Annotated in this window: 17 protein-coding genes; 12 read left to right on the top strand and 5 right to left on the bottom strand. The window is 65.6% G+C overall.

The features are described from left to right. The first annotated feature begins 4 nt into the window (after positions 1-4). The 5 genes from AC097L_RS03630 to phnE all read left to right on the top strand — a co-directional run bounded on the left by AC097L_RS03630 (position 5) and on the right by phnE (position 3805). Positions 5-370, top strand: coding sequence for a ribbon-helix-helix domain-containing protein (locus tag AC097L_RS03630; protein ID WP_479584804.1), 366 nt, complete (start codon positions 5-7; stop codon positions 368-370). 54 nt (positions 371-424) lie between these two features. Continuing rightward, positions 425-1279, top strand: a complete 855-nt coding sequence (locus tag AC097L_RS03635; protein ID WP_479584805.1) for a putative selenate ABC transporter substrate-binding protein — start codon at positions 425-427, stop codon at positions 1277-1279. 62 nt (positions 1280-1341) lie between these two features. Beyond that, complete coding sequence (locus AC097L_RS03640) at positions 1342-2169, top strand: phosphonate ABC transporter ATP-binding protein (RefSeq protein ID WP_479584806.1); 828 nt, start codon at positions 1342-1344, stop codon at positions 2167-2169. After that, positions 2160-2987 carry a PhnE/PtxC family ABC transporter permease gene (locus AC097L_RS03645; protein WP_479584807.1) on the top strand — a complete coding sequence of 276 codons (828 nt, stop codon included), beginning with the start codon at positions 2160-2162 and terminating at the stop codon, positions 2985-2987. The genes AC097L_RS03640 and AC097L_RS03645 overlap by 10 nt, the downstream gene beginning before the upstream one ends. Next, a complete protein-coding gene (gene phnE / locus AC097L_RS03650; RefSeq protein ID WP_479584808.1) occupies positions 2984-3805 on the top strand; it encodes a phosphonate ABC transporter, permease protein PhnE in 822 nt (273 codons plus the stop codon). Before AC097L_RS03645 ends, phnE begins: the two co-directional genes overlap by 4 nt. Positions 3806-3814: 9 nt before the next feature. Here the strand turns inward: phnE and trxA are convergent, their stop codons facing one another. Next, positions 3815-4777: a thioredoxin gene (gene trxA / locus AC097L_RS03655; RefSeq protein WP_479584809.1), complete on the bottom strand. Its 963-nt coding sequence runs from the start codon at positions 4775-4777 to the stop codon at positions 3815-3817. A gap of 58 nt (positions 4778-4835) precedes the next feature. Between trxA and purE the strand changes: the two genes are divergently transcribed. From purE to AC097L_RS03675, 4 genes are all read left to right on the top strand, one after another. Continuing rightward, entirely contained in the window at positions 4836-5342 is a 507-nt protein-coding gene (gene purE, locus AC097L_RS03660) for a 5-(carboxyamino)imidazole ribonucleotide mutase (protein ID WP_479584810.1), read from the top strand. Continuing rightward, positions 5339-6508, top strand: coding sequence for a 5-(carboxyamino)imidazole ribonucleotide synthase (locus AC097L_RS03665; RefSeq protein ID WP_479584811.1), 1170 nt, complete (start codon positions 5339-5341; stop codon positions 6506-6508). The genes purE and AC097L_RS03665 overlap by 4 nt, the downstream gene beginning before the upstream one ends. Further along, positions 6508-7518 (top strand): L-threonylcarbamoyladenylate synthase, encoded by a 1011-nt coding sequence (locus AC097L_RS03670; protein WP_479584812.1) that lies wholly within the window; start codon positions 6508-6510, stop codon positions 7516-7518. Before AC097L_RS03665 ends, AC097L_RS03670 begins: the two co-directional genes overlap by 1 nt. Positions 7519-7660: 142 nt before the next feature. Next, positions 7661-8632: an SGNH/GDSL hydrolase family protein gene (locus AC097L_RS03675; protein ID WP_479584813.1), complete on the top strand. Its 972-nt coding sequence runs from the start codon at positions 7661-7663 to the stop codon at positions 8630-8632. Between the two features lie 186 nt (positions 8633-8818). On the opposite strand, the gene AC097L_RS03680 is transcribed toward AC097L_RS03675, so the two are convergent. The 3 genes from AC097L_RS03680 to dacB all read right to left on the bottom strand — a co-directional run bounded on the left by AC097L_RS03680 (position 8819) and on the right by dacB (position 12282). After that, complete coding sequence (locus tag AC097L_RS03680) at positions 8819-9490, bottom strand: OmpW/AlkL family protein (protein ID WP_479584814.1); 672 nt, start codon at positions 9488-9490, stop codon at positions 8819-8821. Between the two features lie 42 nt (positions 9491-9532). Then, positions 9533-10726 carry an SGNH/GDSL hydrolase family protein gene (locus tag AC097L_RS03685; protein WP_479584815.1) on the bottom strand — a complete coding sequence of 398 codons (1194 nt, stop codon included), beginning with the start codon at positions 10724-10726 and terminating at the stop codon, positions 9533-9535. Positions 10727-10839: 113 nt separating this feature from the next. Next, a complete protein-coding gene (gene dacB, locus AC097L_RS03690) occupies positions 10840-12282 on the bottom strand; it encodes a D-alanyl-D-alanine carboxypeptidase/D-alanyl-D-alanine endopeptidase (protein WP_479584816.1) in 1443 nt (480 codons plus the stop codon). Positions 12283-12376: 94 nt separating this feature from the next. Between dacB and tsaB the strand changes: the two genes are divergently transcribed. Genes tsaB through AC097L_RS03705 form a run of 3 tightly spaced genes read left to right on the top strand, consistent with a single transcriptional unit; the run spans position 12377 to position 14320 of the window. Beyond that, entirely contained in the window at positions 12377-13081 is a 705-nt protein-coding gene (tsaB, locus tag AC097L_RS03695; protein WP_479584817.1) for a tRNA (adenosine(37)-N6)-threonylcarbamoyltransferase complex dimerization subunit type 1 TsaB, read from the top strand. After that, positions 13078-13563, top strand: a complete 486-nt coding sequence (gene rimI, locus AC097L_RS03700) for a ribosomal protein S18-alanine N-acetyltransferase (protein WP_479584818.1) — start codon at positions 13078-13080, stop codon at positions 13561-13563. Before tsaB ends, rimI begins: the two co-directional genes overlap by 4 nt. Positions 13564-13576: 13 nt before the next feature. Next, positions 13577-14320, top strand: coding sequence for a uracil-DNA glycosylase (locus AC097L_RS03705; RefSeq protein ID WP_479584819.1), 744 nt, complete (start codon positions 13577-13579; stop codon positions 14318-14320). Here the strand turns inward: AC097L_RS03705 and AC097L_RS03710 are convergent. Beyond that, positions 14317-15009: a glutathione S-transferase N-terminal domain-containing protein gene (locus tag AC097L_RS03710; protein ID WP_479584820.1), complete on the bottom strand. Its 693-nt coding sequence runs from the start codon at positions 15007-15009 to the stop codon at positions 14317-14319. The genes AC097L_RS03705 and AC097L_RS03710 overlap by 4 nt on opposite strands. Positions 15010-15033: the final 24 nt, after the last annotated feature.

Raw genomic sequence — 15033 nt, forward strand, 5'->3', positions numbered from 1 at the left:
CGCCATGTGCCAAGTCTTCATCAGCGCCGATCCGCATTTGTACGACAGCCGCGCCCGCTCGGTGCGGCTGCACGGCGTGGCCACCAGCATCAAGCTGGAAAACCTGTTCTGGCAGGTGCTGGCCGAGATCGCCCAGCGCGACGGCATGGGCGTGCCGCAACTGTGCGCCAAGCTGTACGACGAGCTGGTGGCACAGCGCGGCGAGGTGGATAACTTTGCCTCCTTCCTGCGCGTCAGCTGCGGCCGCTACCTGGCCTTGCAGCTCTCCGGCGGCATTCCGCAAGACGCCAGCATCTCCATCCGCAGCCTGAACGCCCAGCAGGTGCTGGCCACCGAAGGCCACCGCAGCCTGTTGGCGCGCGCTGCGTAAATCGGTAGAAAGCGCTGCGGTCTAATACGGGGTTTTCACCTCCCCGTATCTGCCATGACCCGCTTCTCCTTCAAGACCGCCCTGACCGTTGCCACTTTGTGTTTTGCGGGCCTGTCCAGCGCCCAGCAGGTGCTGCGCATGACCGCCATTCCCGACGAAGCCCCCACCGAGCTGGCCCGCAAGGCCGCGCCGCTGGTCAAGTACCTGGAGGGCAAGCTGGCCATGAAGGTCGAGTTCACCCCGGTGAGCGACTACGCGGCGGCGGTGGAGGCGCTGGTTAACAAACAGGTGGACGTGGCCTGGTTTGGCGGCTTTACCTTTGTACAGGCCAATGTGCGCTCGGGCGGCAAGATCATCCCACTGGTGCAGCGCGAGGAGGACGAGAAATTCCGGTCGGTCTTCATCACCGCCGACCCCGCCATCAAGGCACTGGCCGACCTGAAGGGCCACACGCTGAGCTTTGGCGCACCGTCCAGCACCTCTGGCCACCTGATGCCGCGCAGCTTTTTGCTGGAGGCCAAGGTCGACCCCGACAAAGACCTGAAACGCGTGGCCTTCTCGGGCGCACACGATGCCACCATCGCCGCCGTGGCTGCTGGCAAGGTGGACGCGGGCGCGCTCAACATCTCGGTGTGGGACAAGTTTGTGGCCGACAAAAAGGTCGATACCGCCAAGGTCCAGGTGTTCTACACCACCCCGCCGTACTTCGACTACAACTGGAGCGTGCACGCCGACATGCCCGTGGCCCTGCGCGAAAAGCTGGCCAAGGCTTTTCTGGACCTGAACAGCAATACCCCCGAAGGCAAAGAAGTACTGGAGCTGCAACGCGCCACCCGCTTCATCCCCACCCAGCCCGGCAACTACAAAGGCATTGAAGCGGCAGCCCGCAGCGCCGGTTTGCTGAAATAAGCCGTACTACAAAATAAATAGCTACTCGCGTAGGTATCTATTGCGCTAGAGGCACTTTTTATATGAAACTTCAACTCGTGGCTGCGTCGGCCCGCCACCCTGCCGCTGCCGCGCACGCCCCGGCCGCCTTGCGCGGGGTAGGCTTGGCGCTAGCCGCCGGGGAGCAGGTGGCGGTGATCGGGCCGTCGGGCGCGGGCAAGACCACCCTGCTGCACCTGCTGGGCTGCGCGCTGCGGCCTGGCCAAGGGCAGGTACTGCTGGATGGCCGCGACCCGTGGGTGCTGCCGCGTGCCCAGCTGCAAGGCCTGCGCCGCCAGCTCTTCATCGCGCCGCAGCTGCCGCCGCTGCCGCCGCGCCAGCGGGTCGTCACTGCCGTGCTGGCCGGGCAGTTGCCGACAATGGGGCTGTGGCGCAGCGTGCGCAGCCTGTTCTACCCGGTGGACATTCCGGCGGCCGAGGCGGCGCTGGCGCAGTTCGACCTGGCCGATAAATTATTCGAGCGGGTGGACCGTCTCTCGGGCGGCGAACGCCAGCGCGTCGGCCTGGCCCGGGCGCTGGTGGCCGATGCCAGGCTCTGGCTGGTGGACGAGCCGTTGTCGGCTCTCGACCCGGCCCGTGCCGAGCAGGCCATGGTGGCGTTGACCCAGGCCGCCCAAAAACGCGGCACCACGCTGCTGGCCAGCCTGCACCACGTGGACATGGCGCTGGCGCACTTCCCGCGCATCCTGGGCCTGCGCGAGGGGGCCATCGTGTTCGACCTGCCCGCCGCGCAGGTCAGCCGCGAACGGCTGCACAGCCTGTACGCCCAGCATCTGGACGAGCTGACCGCGCCTGCGCCGGAGCCATCGCCGCCGCTGGTCACAGCCCCCGTGGTGATGCATTGCCGATAACCCAACATTCCACCCGCGACCCCGCCTGGCACAGCCGCCTGTTCTGGCTGCTGGCTGCCGCCGTGCTGCTGTGGCCGCTGCTGGTGCTCACCGAGTTCCAGCCCTGGGTGCTGCTGCAGCCCGACAGCCTGCGGCCCACGCTGCGCTTCGTGGCCGACTTCTTTCCGCCCAAACTGGAGCCCGCCTTTCTGTGGACCGTAGCCCTGGAAACCTGGCGCACCGTGGCCATGGCGACGGCGGGCATCACCCTGGCGCTGCTGCTGGCCGTGCCGCTGACGCTGCTGTCGGTACGGGTGCTGTCGATTTCGGCGCTCACCGGACGCATGGCCCCGCTGGGCGCAGCCGTGCGGCTGGCAGTGCGCTGGCTGCTGGTGCTGCTGCGCAGCGTGCCCGAGCTGGTCTGGGCGCTGGTGTTTGTACGCGTGGTGGGGCTGGGCCCCACTTCCGGCGTGCTGGCGATTGCGCTGACCTACGCGGGCATGCTGGGCAAGGTGTATGCCGAGATTCTGGAATCTGGTGAACCCGCCGCCACCCAGGCCCTGCTGCGCCATGGCACTGGGCGGCTGCAGGCCTTTTTCTACGGCCTGCTGCCGCAAAATGCGGGCGAGCTGACCAGCTACACCGTGTACCGCTGGGAATGCGCCATCCGCTCGTCGGCCGTGCTGGGCTTTGTGGGCGCGGGCGGGCTGGGCCAGCACATGGATGCGTCGATGAAGATGTTCGTTGGTGCCGAGGTCAGCACCATGCTGCTGGTGTTCATGGGGCTGGTGTGGCTTGCGGATTACACCAGCGCCTGGCTGCGCAAAGGTTTGGCATGAAACAGGCTGCCAACGAGACTTTCAAGTTGCCACCTGCCTTGTTCCACGCCCGTTCCAAGGCGTTATGGTTTGCCATCGCCGTGGTGACGCTGGTGGGAGCCAGCTTTGCCACGCTGGATTTGCAGTGGGCGAAATTCCTGTCTGCCGATGCGCTGCAGCGTATGGGGCGCTTTGTGGCCGAGCTGCTGGTGCCCAACACCGAACCTGCCTTTCTGCGCAAGCTGCTGACCGCCACGCTGGAGACGCTCGCCATGTCGGCCCTGGGCACGCTGCTGGCGGTGGTCTGCGGCCTGGCGCTGGCCCTGCCCGCCAGCAAAACCCATGCGGACGACCGAGCCCTGTGGCGCGGCCCCACGCGGGCGCTGCTGAACGCGCTGCGCAGTATCCCCGAACTGGTCTGGGCCACGCTGCTGCTGGTCGCCGCCGGGCTGGGGCCATTCGCCGGGACGCTGGCGTTGGGCCTGCACACCACCGGCGTGCTGGGCCGCTTGTTTGCCGAGAGCCTGGAAAACGCCCCTGACGGCCCGGCCCAGGCTCTGCGCGCGCGCGGCGTGGGCGCGGTGCCGGTGCTGCTCTACGCCAGCCTGCCCCAGGTGCTGCCGCAGCTGGTCAGCTACACCCTGTACCGCTGGGAGAACAACATCCGCGCCGCCGCCGTTCTGGGCGTGGTGGGCGCGGGCGGCCTGGGCCAGATGCTGGCCTTCCACATGGGCCTGTTCCAGATGCCCGAGACCAGCACGGTGCTGGTGGCCATGCTGGTGCTGGTGGCGTTGGTGGATGGGTTGAGCAGCAGCGTGCGCTGGGTGTTGGTGCGATAGGTGGATGCGCTAGTTCAGCATCATGCTCAACCGCCGCCGGTACGTGGCCACCAGCAGCGCCTGCGGGTCTTGCTCGGCGACCGACTTGCCGGAGAGCTCAATCCCGCCTGCGGTCTTGTTGCCTGCCTCGGCGCTGGCCTTGGGCTTGGGCGGCGTGAGCAGCTCCAGGATAGCGATGAAAACCTTGCGCGGGGCCTCGTCGCTCCATTTCTTATCGCGCATGATGATTTCCAGCAGCTCGTCCATGGCGGCAGTCCATTCGCCCTGGGCCATCAGGATGCGGCCTTTGGCAAAGCGGGCGTCGAAATCGCGCTTGTTGGCAGCTATTTTTGCATCCAATTCGGCTGTATCGCCCGTTCCATCAGCGTGAGTGGCTGCAAAATTAAGAGCGCCAATCCACTGCGACAGGGCTTCAAAGCGCAGCTGCGAGGGGATGTATTTCAGTGTGGGTTGCAGCGCGGCTTCGGCCTCTTCCAGATAGCCGGCCTGGGTGAGCAGGCGCACGTAGTCGAAGCGGGCATCGTCGTTGGCCGGGTCCAGCGCCAGGGCATCGGCCAGCTTGGCCAGAGCGGCATCGGTGTCGCCCGCCTCAGCCAGGGCCAGGGCTTGTTCGGCTTCCGACGGCTCGGCATCCAGCGTATCGCCAGCGGCGGGCACGTGCTTGTCCAGGAATTCCTTGATCTTGCCCTCGGGCAGCGCGCCCTGGAAGCCGTCCACCGGCTGGCCGTTGACCACCAGAATGCAGGTGGGGATGCTGCGGATGCCGAAGGCTTCGGCCAGTTGCTGCTCCTGGTCGGAGTCGATCTTGACCAGCTTGAAGCGGCCCGCGTAATCGGCTTCCACCTTCTCCAGCAGCGGGCCTATGACCTTGCACGGCCCGCACCACGGGGCCCAGAAATCGACCAGCACCGGGGTGGTCATGGAGGCGGCAATGACCTCGGTTTCAAAGTTGGCAAAGGTAACGTCGATCATTTTTGGGGGAGCCCTGGGGGCAAAAAGTAAAATTGAGGGCTAATCAAAAAGTAGCCCTATGACTAAAGATGTAGAAATTGGTGTGGTGATGGGTTCCAGCTCCGACTGGGACACCATGCAGCATGCGGTGCAGATTCTCCAACAGTTTGGCATTGCGCACGAAGCACGTGTCGTATCGGCCCACCGCATGCCCGACGATATGTTCGCCTACGCCGAAGCCGCCGCCGGGCGCGGGCTCAAAGCCATCATCGCAGGTGCCGGTGGCGCAGCCCACCTGCCGGGCATGCTGGCCGCCAAAACCACCGTGCCCGTGCTGGGTGTGCCGGTGGGCACCAAGCACCTGAGCGGCGTGGATTCGCTCTATAGCATCGTGCAAATGCCCAAGGGCATTCCGGTGGCCACGTTTGCCATTGGCACCGCTGGCGCGGCCAACGCCGCCCTGTTTGCCGTGGCCCTGCTGGCCAATGAGAACCCCGCTTTGCGTGCGCAGCTGGAAGCCTTCCGCACCGCGCAGACCGAGGTGGCCCGCAACATGACCGTGCCGCCTGCACCGCCCGTGCTATGAGCGGCCCCATCCTTCCAGGTGCCACGCTGGGCGTGATGGGCGGCGGCCAACTGGGCCGGATGTTCATCCACGCGGCCCAGCGCATGGGCTATTTCACCGCCGTGCTGGACCCGGACGCGGCCAGCCCCGCCGGGCGCGTGAGCCACCACCACATCGTGGCCGCGTACTTGGACGCGCCGGGCCTGGGCCAGTTGGCCGAGACTTGCGATGCCATCACCACCGAATTTGAAAACGTGCCCGCCCCCGCACTGGCGCGTTTGGCGGCCTACACCACCGTGTCGCCCGCCGCCGCGTCGGTCGCCATTGCCCAGGACCGCGCGGCCGAGAAAGCCCATTTCGTGCGCTGCGGCGTGCCCTGCGCGCCCTATGCGGTGATCGACACGCCGGAGCAACTGGCCGCCGTGGACGACGCGCTGCTGCCTGGTATTTTGAAGACCACCCGACTGGGCTACGACGGCAAAGGCCAGGCCCGCGTGGCCGACCGCGCCGCGCTGGCAGCGGCCTGGGCCGACATGAAGAATGTGCCCTGCGTGCTGGAAAAAATGCTGCCGCTGGCGGCCGAATGCTCGGTGATCGTGGCGCGCGGGGCCGACGGCCAGATGGTGCACCTGCCCATCCAGCGCAACCTGCACCGCGACGGCATTCTGGCGGTGACCGAAGTTCTCGAGGATTATGAAGAAAATATGCCTGCAGCGCAGGTAGAGTCCGCGCTAGTAGCTGCGAAATCCATAGCAAATGGCTTGCAGTACGTGGGCGTACTCTGCGTGGAATTCTTCGTGCTGCAAGACGGCAGCCTGGTGGTCAACGAGATCGCGCCGCGCCCGCACAACAGCGGCCACGCCAGCATGGACTGCTGCGACGTGTCGCAATTTGAGTTGCAAGTGCGCACCCTCACCGGCCTGCCATTGGTGCAGCCGCGCCAGCACAGCCCGGCCACCATGCTGAACCTGCTGGGCGACCTGTGGTTTGTGCGCTCCGAGCAGGCCGCCACGCCGCCCTGGGCCGAGGTCTTGGCGCTGCCCGGCGCGCACCTGCACCTGTACGGCAAAGCCAGCGCCAGCAAGGGCCGCAAGATGGGCCACCTGACGCTGACCGGCCCCACCGCGTCCGCCGTGCGCGCCACCGCCCTGCAGGCCGCTGCGCTGCTCGGCATCGAGGCATTCTGATGCTGCTCGACGGCCATGATCCTGCCGCCATCCGGCAAGCCGCCCAGGCCCTGGCTGCGGGCGAGCTGCTGGGCCTGCCCACCGAGACGGTGTATGGGCTGGCGGCCGATGCGTCCAGCGACACGGCGGTGGCCAAGATCTTCACCGCCAAGGGCCGACCCAGCGACCACCCGCTGATCGTGCACATTGCACACGGCGCAGGATGTTCAAAAGGCGTGGACCATTTCGCATCCCACGTGCCCGCATTTGCCCAGGCGCTGATGGATGCCTTCTGGCCTGGCCCCCTCACGCTGATCCTGCCGCGCCGCCCCGGCGTGGGCGCGGCGGCGGCGGGCGGGCAGGACAGCATTGGCTTGCGCTGCCCGGCCCACCCTGTCGCCCAGGCGGTGCTGCAAGCCTGCGCCGCCCTGGGCGTGGCGGGCTTGGCCGCGCCTAGCGCCAACCAGTTTGGCCGCGTCAGCCCCACCACGGCGGCCCATGTGCAGTCGGAATTTGGCGATGGCCTGCTGGTGCTGGACGGCGGGCCGTGCACCATGGGCATTGAATCCACCATCGTGGACTGCACCCGGGGCGCGCCCGTGCTGCTGCGCCCCGGCAGCATCGGACGCGACCAGATTGCGCAGGCCTGCGGCCAGTCGCTGCGCGACAAGGACGACGTGGCCAACGCACCCCGCGCTTCAGGCACGCTGGAGGCGCATTACGCCCCCACGGCCAAAGTGCGGCTGATGACCGCCGCCGCACTGCAAACCGCGCTGGACCTTTTGGGCACGGGGTTGGACGGTCAGGCGGTGGCGATTGCCGTGTACGCCCGCCAAACCATGCGCAGCCGCTCGGCCCAGGTGATCTGCCGCCCCATGCCCGCCGATGCCGCCGCTGCCGCCCAGGCGCTGTTTGCGGCCCTGCGCGACTTTGACAGCCAGGGCGTGCGCCTGATCTGGGTGGAAACCCCGCCCGACACCCCCGAATGGGAAGGCGTGCGCGACCGCCTGCAGCGCGCTTCGGTCGTGTAAAGAGGGCTTACTCTTCTTTACGCCGCACGGCTTTATTGCCTCGTTAAACTCAACCCATCCATGGCTTACGCAGTGCCCGCCTGCAGGGCGACCCGCCAGGCGGGCGTTGCGTGAGTCTTACCGAAAACCATTGGAGTTACCTATGTCCGTTTTTAGCTTGCGCCGCGCCGTTTTAGGGCTGGCCTGCGCCTCGGCTGCCCTGTTGGCCGCCTGTGGTTCCAGTACCACCGAGTCGGCCCTGACACCGGCCCGCATCATTGCGTTTGGCGATGCCTTCAGCGTGGTCACACCCGGTGCCAGCTACACGGTCAACGACACCGCCATCAACACCTGGCTGGGGCAGCTCGCCAGCAGCTACGGCATCACCGTCGCCCCTGTGGCCAGCGGTGGCTATGTGTATGCGCAGGGCAATGCCCGCATCAGCAACACGACGGATGCAGCCGGTAGCACCACCACCAAGACCGTGACGCAGCAAATCGACACGTTTCTGGCCAGCGGTGTGGCCTTGGGCGACAACGACATCGTGACGGTCAACGCCGGTATCAGCGACCTAGTGGTCGAGATGAATGCCGTGACGGCAGGGGGCTCCTCGGCAACGATGCTGTCCAACGCCACCCAATACGGTAAAGACCTGGGCGCGCAGGTGCGCCGCCTGGTCGCCGCCGGTGGCAAGCATGTGGTGGTGGTGGGCCCGTACAACATGGGGGTCAGCCCCTGGGCGGCGGCGCTAAGCCAAACCGACTTGCTGAAAAATGCCAGCAGCAACTTCAACAATGCCATGCTGGTGTCGATTGTGGACCTGGGTGGCAGCGTCTTGTACATCGACGCGGCCTACTACTTCAATTTGGTGTCCGGCACTGACCACGCCAACTATGGTGTCGCTAACGTCGGCAACTTAGCCTGCACCTCGGTAGATTCGGGTGCAGGCATCGGCACCGGTGCCGGGCAAGTCAATTCTTCGCGCTGCACCACCAATACCATCGCCGCCATCACCCCAACATCGGCTGGCGTAACCTACGACCAGTACCTGTTTGCCGACAACCTGTACTTCACCCCGATTGCGCAGCGCCTGTTTGGCCTGTACGCCTATTCCAAGATCCATTTGCGCTGGTAGGCTAGGCTCACCCCCAGGCTGCGCTGCGCCAACCCCCTTGCAGGGAGCGATACCAGTGGCCTGGCAGAGCCAGCTCCACGGTATCTCTGGGATGGACCGTTTTGGCTGAACGAGAGTTGCTTTGGATAGTGACACCCACAAAAAAACCGACCCTAAGGTCGGTTTTTTGTTGGGGTGTGTGCCTGCTTAAAACTTGTAGCCCACCCCTACGGCCAGCGTCAGGGGGTTGAGTGTCACGTCGATGGTCTGGCCGGTGGAGAGCGTGCCCTTGGTTTTGAGGAAGGTTTTGACCACCGTGCCCTCAACATACCAGCGGTCGTTCAGGGCCACCGTGCCACCCACCAGCAAAGACATGGCCAGCTTGGATTCCAGCGACAGCGTTGTCGGGTTGCTGGAGGTGCCGCCGGTGATGGCGGTCAGGGTGGAGGTGCCGCGTTCTTTGTAGAACTTGGCATAGGTCAGGCCACCACCCACAAAGGGGCGGAACTGTGCATTGGCTTCGCCAAAACGGTACTGGCCAAACAGCGACATCGGCAGCGACTTGGTCTCGCCGATTTTGCCGACCCCCTGGATGGCTCCGGCGCCGGTCAAATTGTGGGTGAACGGCAGGGCCAGGGGCAGATCCAGCGACCAGTTGTTGGTCAGCATGTAGGTGATACCGCCCGCCAGGCGGCTGTCGCCGTCGGAGTCGATCTGCGTACCGGGCAGGCTGGAGGCGGTGAGGTTGCCGCTATCGACCTTGGGGCTGACATTCATCAGGCCGCCGCGCAGCATCCAGGTACCTGCCGTTTGGGCGTGTGCAGCGCCAGCCGCCAGTAAAAAGGCACAGGCCATGCCGAGGGTGTTGAGTTTCATCATGTGTCCTTGAAGGGCTTAGATCAGCTAATGACAAGCAGCCAATTACAACCAGCCAACTTTGGCCATTTGCTCGGCAACGTAGCGGTCCAGCAGCTTGTAGCCTGCCGGTGTGGGGTGCACGGTGTCCGCGTAGAAGTAGGTACTGACATCCACGCCGCTCAGGGTGTTGTTGACAGTGCACGCCAAGGACGAGCCCGCCAGAATATTGCCTGCAGGATTGGTGGCACTGGGGGCTGCGCTGCTGCAGGCCGGCACGGTGACATTGGTAATGCCGTACTGCGCCGGGTTGTTGTACTGGTCCAGGCCTTGGGTATAGGCATCCACCAGCAGCAGGCCCGAGGTGCCTGTCAGCGCGGTTTTCAGCGTGCTATTGAACGTGGTGACCATGCTGTTGAGCAAGGCCTTGGCGCCAGAGCCTTGGCCGAAAGGGGTGTTTTCGATGCTCGGGATGTTGACCACCACGACGTGCTTAGCCCCTTTGCCAATCACAGATGCCTGGATGTAGCCCGCCAGCTCGGTTGCGTCCTGGGCCGAGTGGGTCATTGCGGCGGTGGCAGCCGCGTTCACCGCGGCGGCTCCGCCCGCGGCGACCGCGTTTTGTTCGGCCGTCGTCCATCCCGCCAGCCTGGCGGCACCCACGGCACCCGCCCCGCCCGCCGCAGCTGCCGACACAGCATTGACATGCATGAATACATCGTTGGCACCGGCCATCACGGTCACCAGCTCGGTGCCGGTGTAGTTGCCGTGCGCGGCCAAATGGGTAGAGAACTGGGTCACCAGCGGCACCGCCATCAGCCCGACATTGGTCTGGCCAGCGGCGACTTGCAAAGCGTAGCTATTCGGGCCTGCAGGGGAGGTCACCCGCGAGCTGCCTTGGGCGTAATTGGTGCAGTTGGCATTGGGGGATACAGCCACCAGGGGAATCTGGGGGATGTTGGACAGCAAACCGGTTTGCGCCGGGCAGGGCGCGGCCAGATTCACCTGGCCCGCCAGCAGCTCGGTCCAGTTGACCGGGCCGGTGGTGGTGCCGTTAACGGTAAACCGGCCGCCACCTACGGCGGCAACCGCGCCTACCTTGTAGGTGCCCACATCGCTGAGGCTGTCGCCGAACGACACCAGCGAGGTGTAACTTACTTTGGCCGTGGTGTCGCTACCGCCGCCGCCGCAGGCGGACAAAACCAATGCCGCCGAGACCGAAGCCACCAGCAGAGCCATTTTTGTGGGAATCCAATGCATCGCTTACTCCTGTTATAAAAAAGAACGATCGTTCGTTTGTGGCCAGAATGGTACGCGGGCGCACCCGGAAGTCACAAAGGGTTATTACTAGGTGGCGGGGGTAAAAATCACGTTTATTGCTCCTTTACCGTCCATTCCACCAGCGCGTCCAGCGCCGGGCGGGCGGCTGGGGCCAGCGGGTGGTTGACGATACCGACCACCACGTAGCGCTGGCCACTGCGTCCGGTGGCATAGCCTGCCACCGAGGCCACGTCACGCAGGGTACCGGTTTTGAGCTGGGCGTTGCCCATGGATTCGGGTGCCAGGCCACGTTCGCGCATGCGCTGGCCGGTGCCGTCCACCCCGGCGATGGACAGCGAGTGGGCAAACACCGCTGCTTGGGGGTGGGCGGCGGCGCGGCGCAGCAACTGGCCCAGGGCGCGGGTGCTGGTGCGCTCGTCGCGGCTCAGGCCAGAGCCGTTCTCCAGCGTCGGCACGGGCACGTCGCTGCCGATGGCCTGGGGCCACCAGGCGGCTACGGCGGCGCGGGATGCGGCAAATGTGCCTGGGGTGGTGCCGGGGCGGGCGTTTTGCAGGCCCAGCGTCAAAAACATCTGCTGCGCCATCACGTTGTTGCTGAATTTGTTGACATCGGCAATGAGTTCGCCCAGCGGCAGCGAGGGCGCGTCCATCAGCCAGGCGGCGTCACCGGGCGTGCGGCCATCGCGCACCACGCCGGTCAAGCTGCCACCCAGGCCCAGGTACATGGCCTGCAGCACGCGGCGGGCGTAGCTGGCGGGGTCGGTATAGGCCACGGGCCAGACGCGTTCGCCGCATTTGACCGGGTAGCTGCCGCCAAACTGCACCCGGTTCGGGTCGGCAAAGTCGGCCTGCAGCTCACCGCGCCAGTCGTTGCAGCTTTTGGTGCTGAGTGGCACCTGCGCGTCGATTTGCACATCGGCTATCGGCGGCTGGCTGCGGATGCGGGCGATGCCGCTGTCGGGCTCGGGGGTGAAGGTAAAGATCAGCGACTTGAAGTTGACCAGCAGGCCGTCCGGGGCGCTGTTGTAGGGGCTGAGCGCCTGGCCGTCGAACTCGGCCGGGTCGCGGGCTTCGGGCTCGAAGATGTGGTGGTCCAGCACTATGTCGCCGCGCACTTTTTGCACGCCCCGGGTTTGCAGCGCGGCAAAGGTGGCGGCTATGCGCTCCAACACCAGCTTGGGGTCGCCGCCGCCCTGGATGTACAGGTTACCCAACAGCACGCCGTCTTTCAGCGGGCCGTCGGCGTAGAAGCGGGTCTTCCAGGTGTAGTCGGCCCCCAGCGTGTCGAGTGCGGCAAAGGTGGTGACCAGCTTCATGACCGAGGCCGGGTTCACCAGCGCGCTAGCCCGGTGGCTCAGGCGCGGGGCGCCCACGCCATCGGCCCGCGCCACATACAGGCTGACCGCGTCTTGCGGCACCTTGGCCCGAGCCAAAGCGTTGGCAATGTCGGGCGGCAGGCGCTGGGCCAGCGCCAGGCTGGACACAGCCCACAAAGCCAAGGCGCACAGGCTGCGCCAAAATCGGGGGAAGTGCATGGAATCTGTCATAAGTTGTCAGCTATCGAAATAATAGCTGATTGCGCAAGATAATCGTGCGCTAGCCTCCTTTTTCTTATGTAAATCAGCGCCCATGAACTTGCTCGCCTTCGATACCAGCACCGACACCCTGTCCATCGCCGCCACCGACGGCGTGCAGGTGTGGCAGCACGCCGGGCCGGGCGGGGCGCAGGCATCAGCTACCTTGATTCCGGCGATCCTGGCGCTGCTGGCGCAGGCCGGGCTGCGGCTCGACCAGCTGGAGGCCATCGCCTTTGGCAGCGGCCCCGGCTCGTTCACCGGGCTGCGCACGGCGTGTTCGGTGGCGCAAGGGCTGGCGTTTGGGGCCAACTTACCAGTACTGCCGATCGACACCCTGATGGCCGTGGCAGAAGAAGCCCGCCACCAGCAGGGCGTGCAGCAGGTGCAAGCCTTGCTGGACGCACGCATGGACGAGGTCTACACCGGCTTCTACCGCTACCAGGATGGCCAGTGGACGCAGCGCGACGACTTCCAACTGCTGCGCCCCGAGCATTTGCAACACGAGGCTGGCTGGGCGCAGGCGGGTAATCCGTTCACCGTGTACGGTGATCGCATTCCGGCATCTGACGGCCTGCGCATCACCGCCTTGCCGACCGCCACGGCCATGCTGCGTTTGGCCCCGGCCTTGCTGGCCGCTGGTGGGGCCGTGCCCGCCGACCAGGCCCTGCCGCGTTACATCCGCGACAAAGTGGCCAAAACCACCGACGAGCGCATGGCCGAAAAACAGGCCTTGGCGGCGCTGGCGGCGCAACCATGAGCGCACTGCTGGCTCCGCCCGACGCATCCGAGGTGCGCTTCGAGACGCTCACCCCGGACTGGCTGGATGCATTGCTGCCGGTCGAGCTGGCGGCCTACGTCCACCCCTGGTCGCGTGCCAACTTCCATGACGCATTGGCTGCGGGCTACCAGGCGCAGATTCTGCTGGCCGATACCCGTGCGCCCACGGTGCTGGGCTACTTCGTGGCCATGCAGGGCGTGGACGAGGTGCACCTGCTCAACCTCACCGTCGCCCCCGCCTACCAGGGCCAGGGCTGGTCGCACCTGATGCTGGACGCACTGGCCCTGTGGTCGCGCGGCCAAAAAGCCCAGTGGCTGTGGCTGGAAGCCCGCGTGGGCAACACCCGGGCGCTGCACGTGTACACCCGCTACGGCTTCAACCGCGTCGGCATGCGCAAAGACTATTACCCCAACGGCCCCGGCCAGCGCGAACACGCCATCGTCATGAGCATGCCCCTATGAAACTAAACCTGCCATGAGCCTGGACCTGGATACCCGCCAGCGCGCCATGCTGGCCGAAATGCACAGCCCCGTGTGGTGGCCGCAAGCGCAGCCTGAACCGGTGGCCGTGGCTGCGCCCACGCCATCGCCCACACCGCAAAAATCGGCTCCGCAAAGCATTGCCCAGGTGCTGGCCAAAACTCCTGAATTAATAGCTACTAGTGCAGATGCATCAAGCGCTAGAGCCCTAAAAGATGCTGAAAATACCGCCACACTGGATTGGCCCGCAGCCCAAACCAGCGTGTGGCTGAACGCCGCCGCCGGTGGCCCGGCCGACTGGCTGGTGCTGGGCGAGGCGCTGGGCATTGCCGACGACCCGGCCCGCCCTTTCGGCGTGCCCGAAGCGCAGTTGCTGGGCAATATGCTGCACGCGGTGGGCATCACCCCGACGCACAAAGACGGCGCGCACTCGGCCTGTATCACCAGCGTGCAAAAGCTGCGTTTGACTGACAACGCCGACCCGGTAGCCGACAGCGCCCCCCACCTGCGCCGCGCTGTGGCCCTGCTGCAGCCAAAAGTGATATTGGCCCTAGGCCCGTTTGCAGCCCAGTTGCTGCTGCAAGACACAACCCCGCTGGGCCAGATGCGCGGCCGCGTGCACCGCTACCACGGCGTGCCGGTGGTGGTCAGCTACCACCCCGCCACCCTGCTGCGCAACCGCCCGGAGAAAGCCAAGGCCTGGGCGGATTTGTGCCTGGCCCTGAGCGTTTTGAATTAGCCTCGCGCCGGAATCGCCAGGCCCTTGATTACTGCTGGGCGCTCCACAAAAGCCGCCAGCACCCGCGCCACCTCGGGGTAGTCCGCAAAGCCCACCAGATCGCCCGCGCCGTAAAAGCCGACGAGGTTGCGCACCCACGGGAAGATGGCGATGTCGGCAATGCTGTAGGCATCGCCCATCATCCACGCCCGCCCGGTCAAGCGCTGGTTCAGCACGCCCAGCAGGCGTTTGGACTCGGCCGCATAGCGGTCGCGCGGGCGCTTGTCCTCATAGTCCTTGCCCGCAAACTTGTGGAAGAAGCCCAGTTGCCCAAACATCGGGCCGATGCCGCCCATCTGGAACATCAGCCACTGGATGCATTCGTAGCGTCCCGCTGCGTCCTGCGGAATGCACTGGCCGGTTTTTTCGGCCAGATACAGCAGGATGGCACCGGATTCAAACAGCGCCAGCGGCTGGCCGCCAGGGCCGTTCGGGTCCAGGATGGCCGGGATTTTGTTGTTCGGGTTGAGCGCCAGGAACGCGGGCGACATCTGGTCCTGGGTCTCGAAGCTGACCAGGTGCGGCTCGTAGGGCAGGCCAATTTCTTCCAGCAGGATGGACACCTTCACGCCGTTGGGCGTGGGCAGGGAATAGAGCTGCAAGCGCTCGGGATGCTGGGCGGGCCATTTTTGCTGGATGGGGTGGGTCATGGAATTCCTTGAAGGGTAAAGCGC

Source organism: Rhodoferax sp. RT5P35 (genome assembly GCF_056521385.1).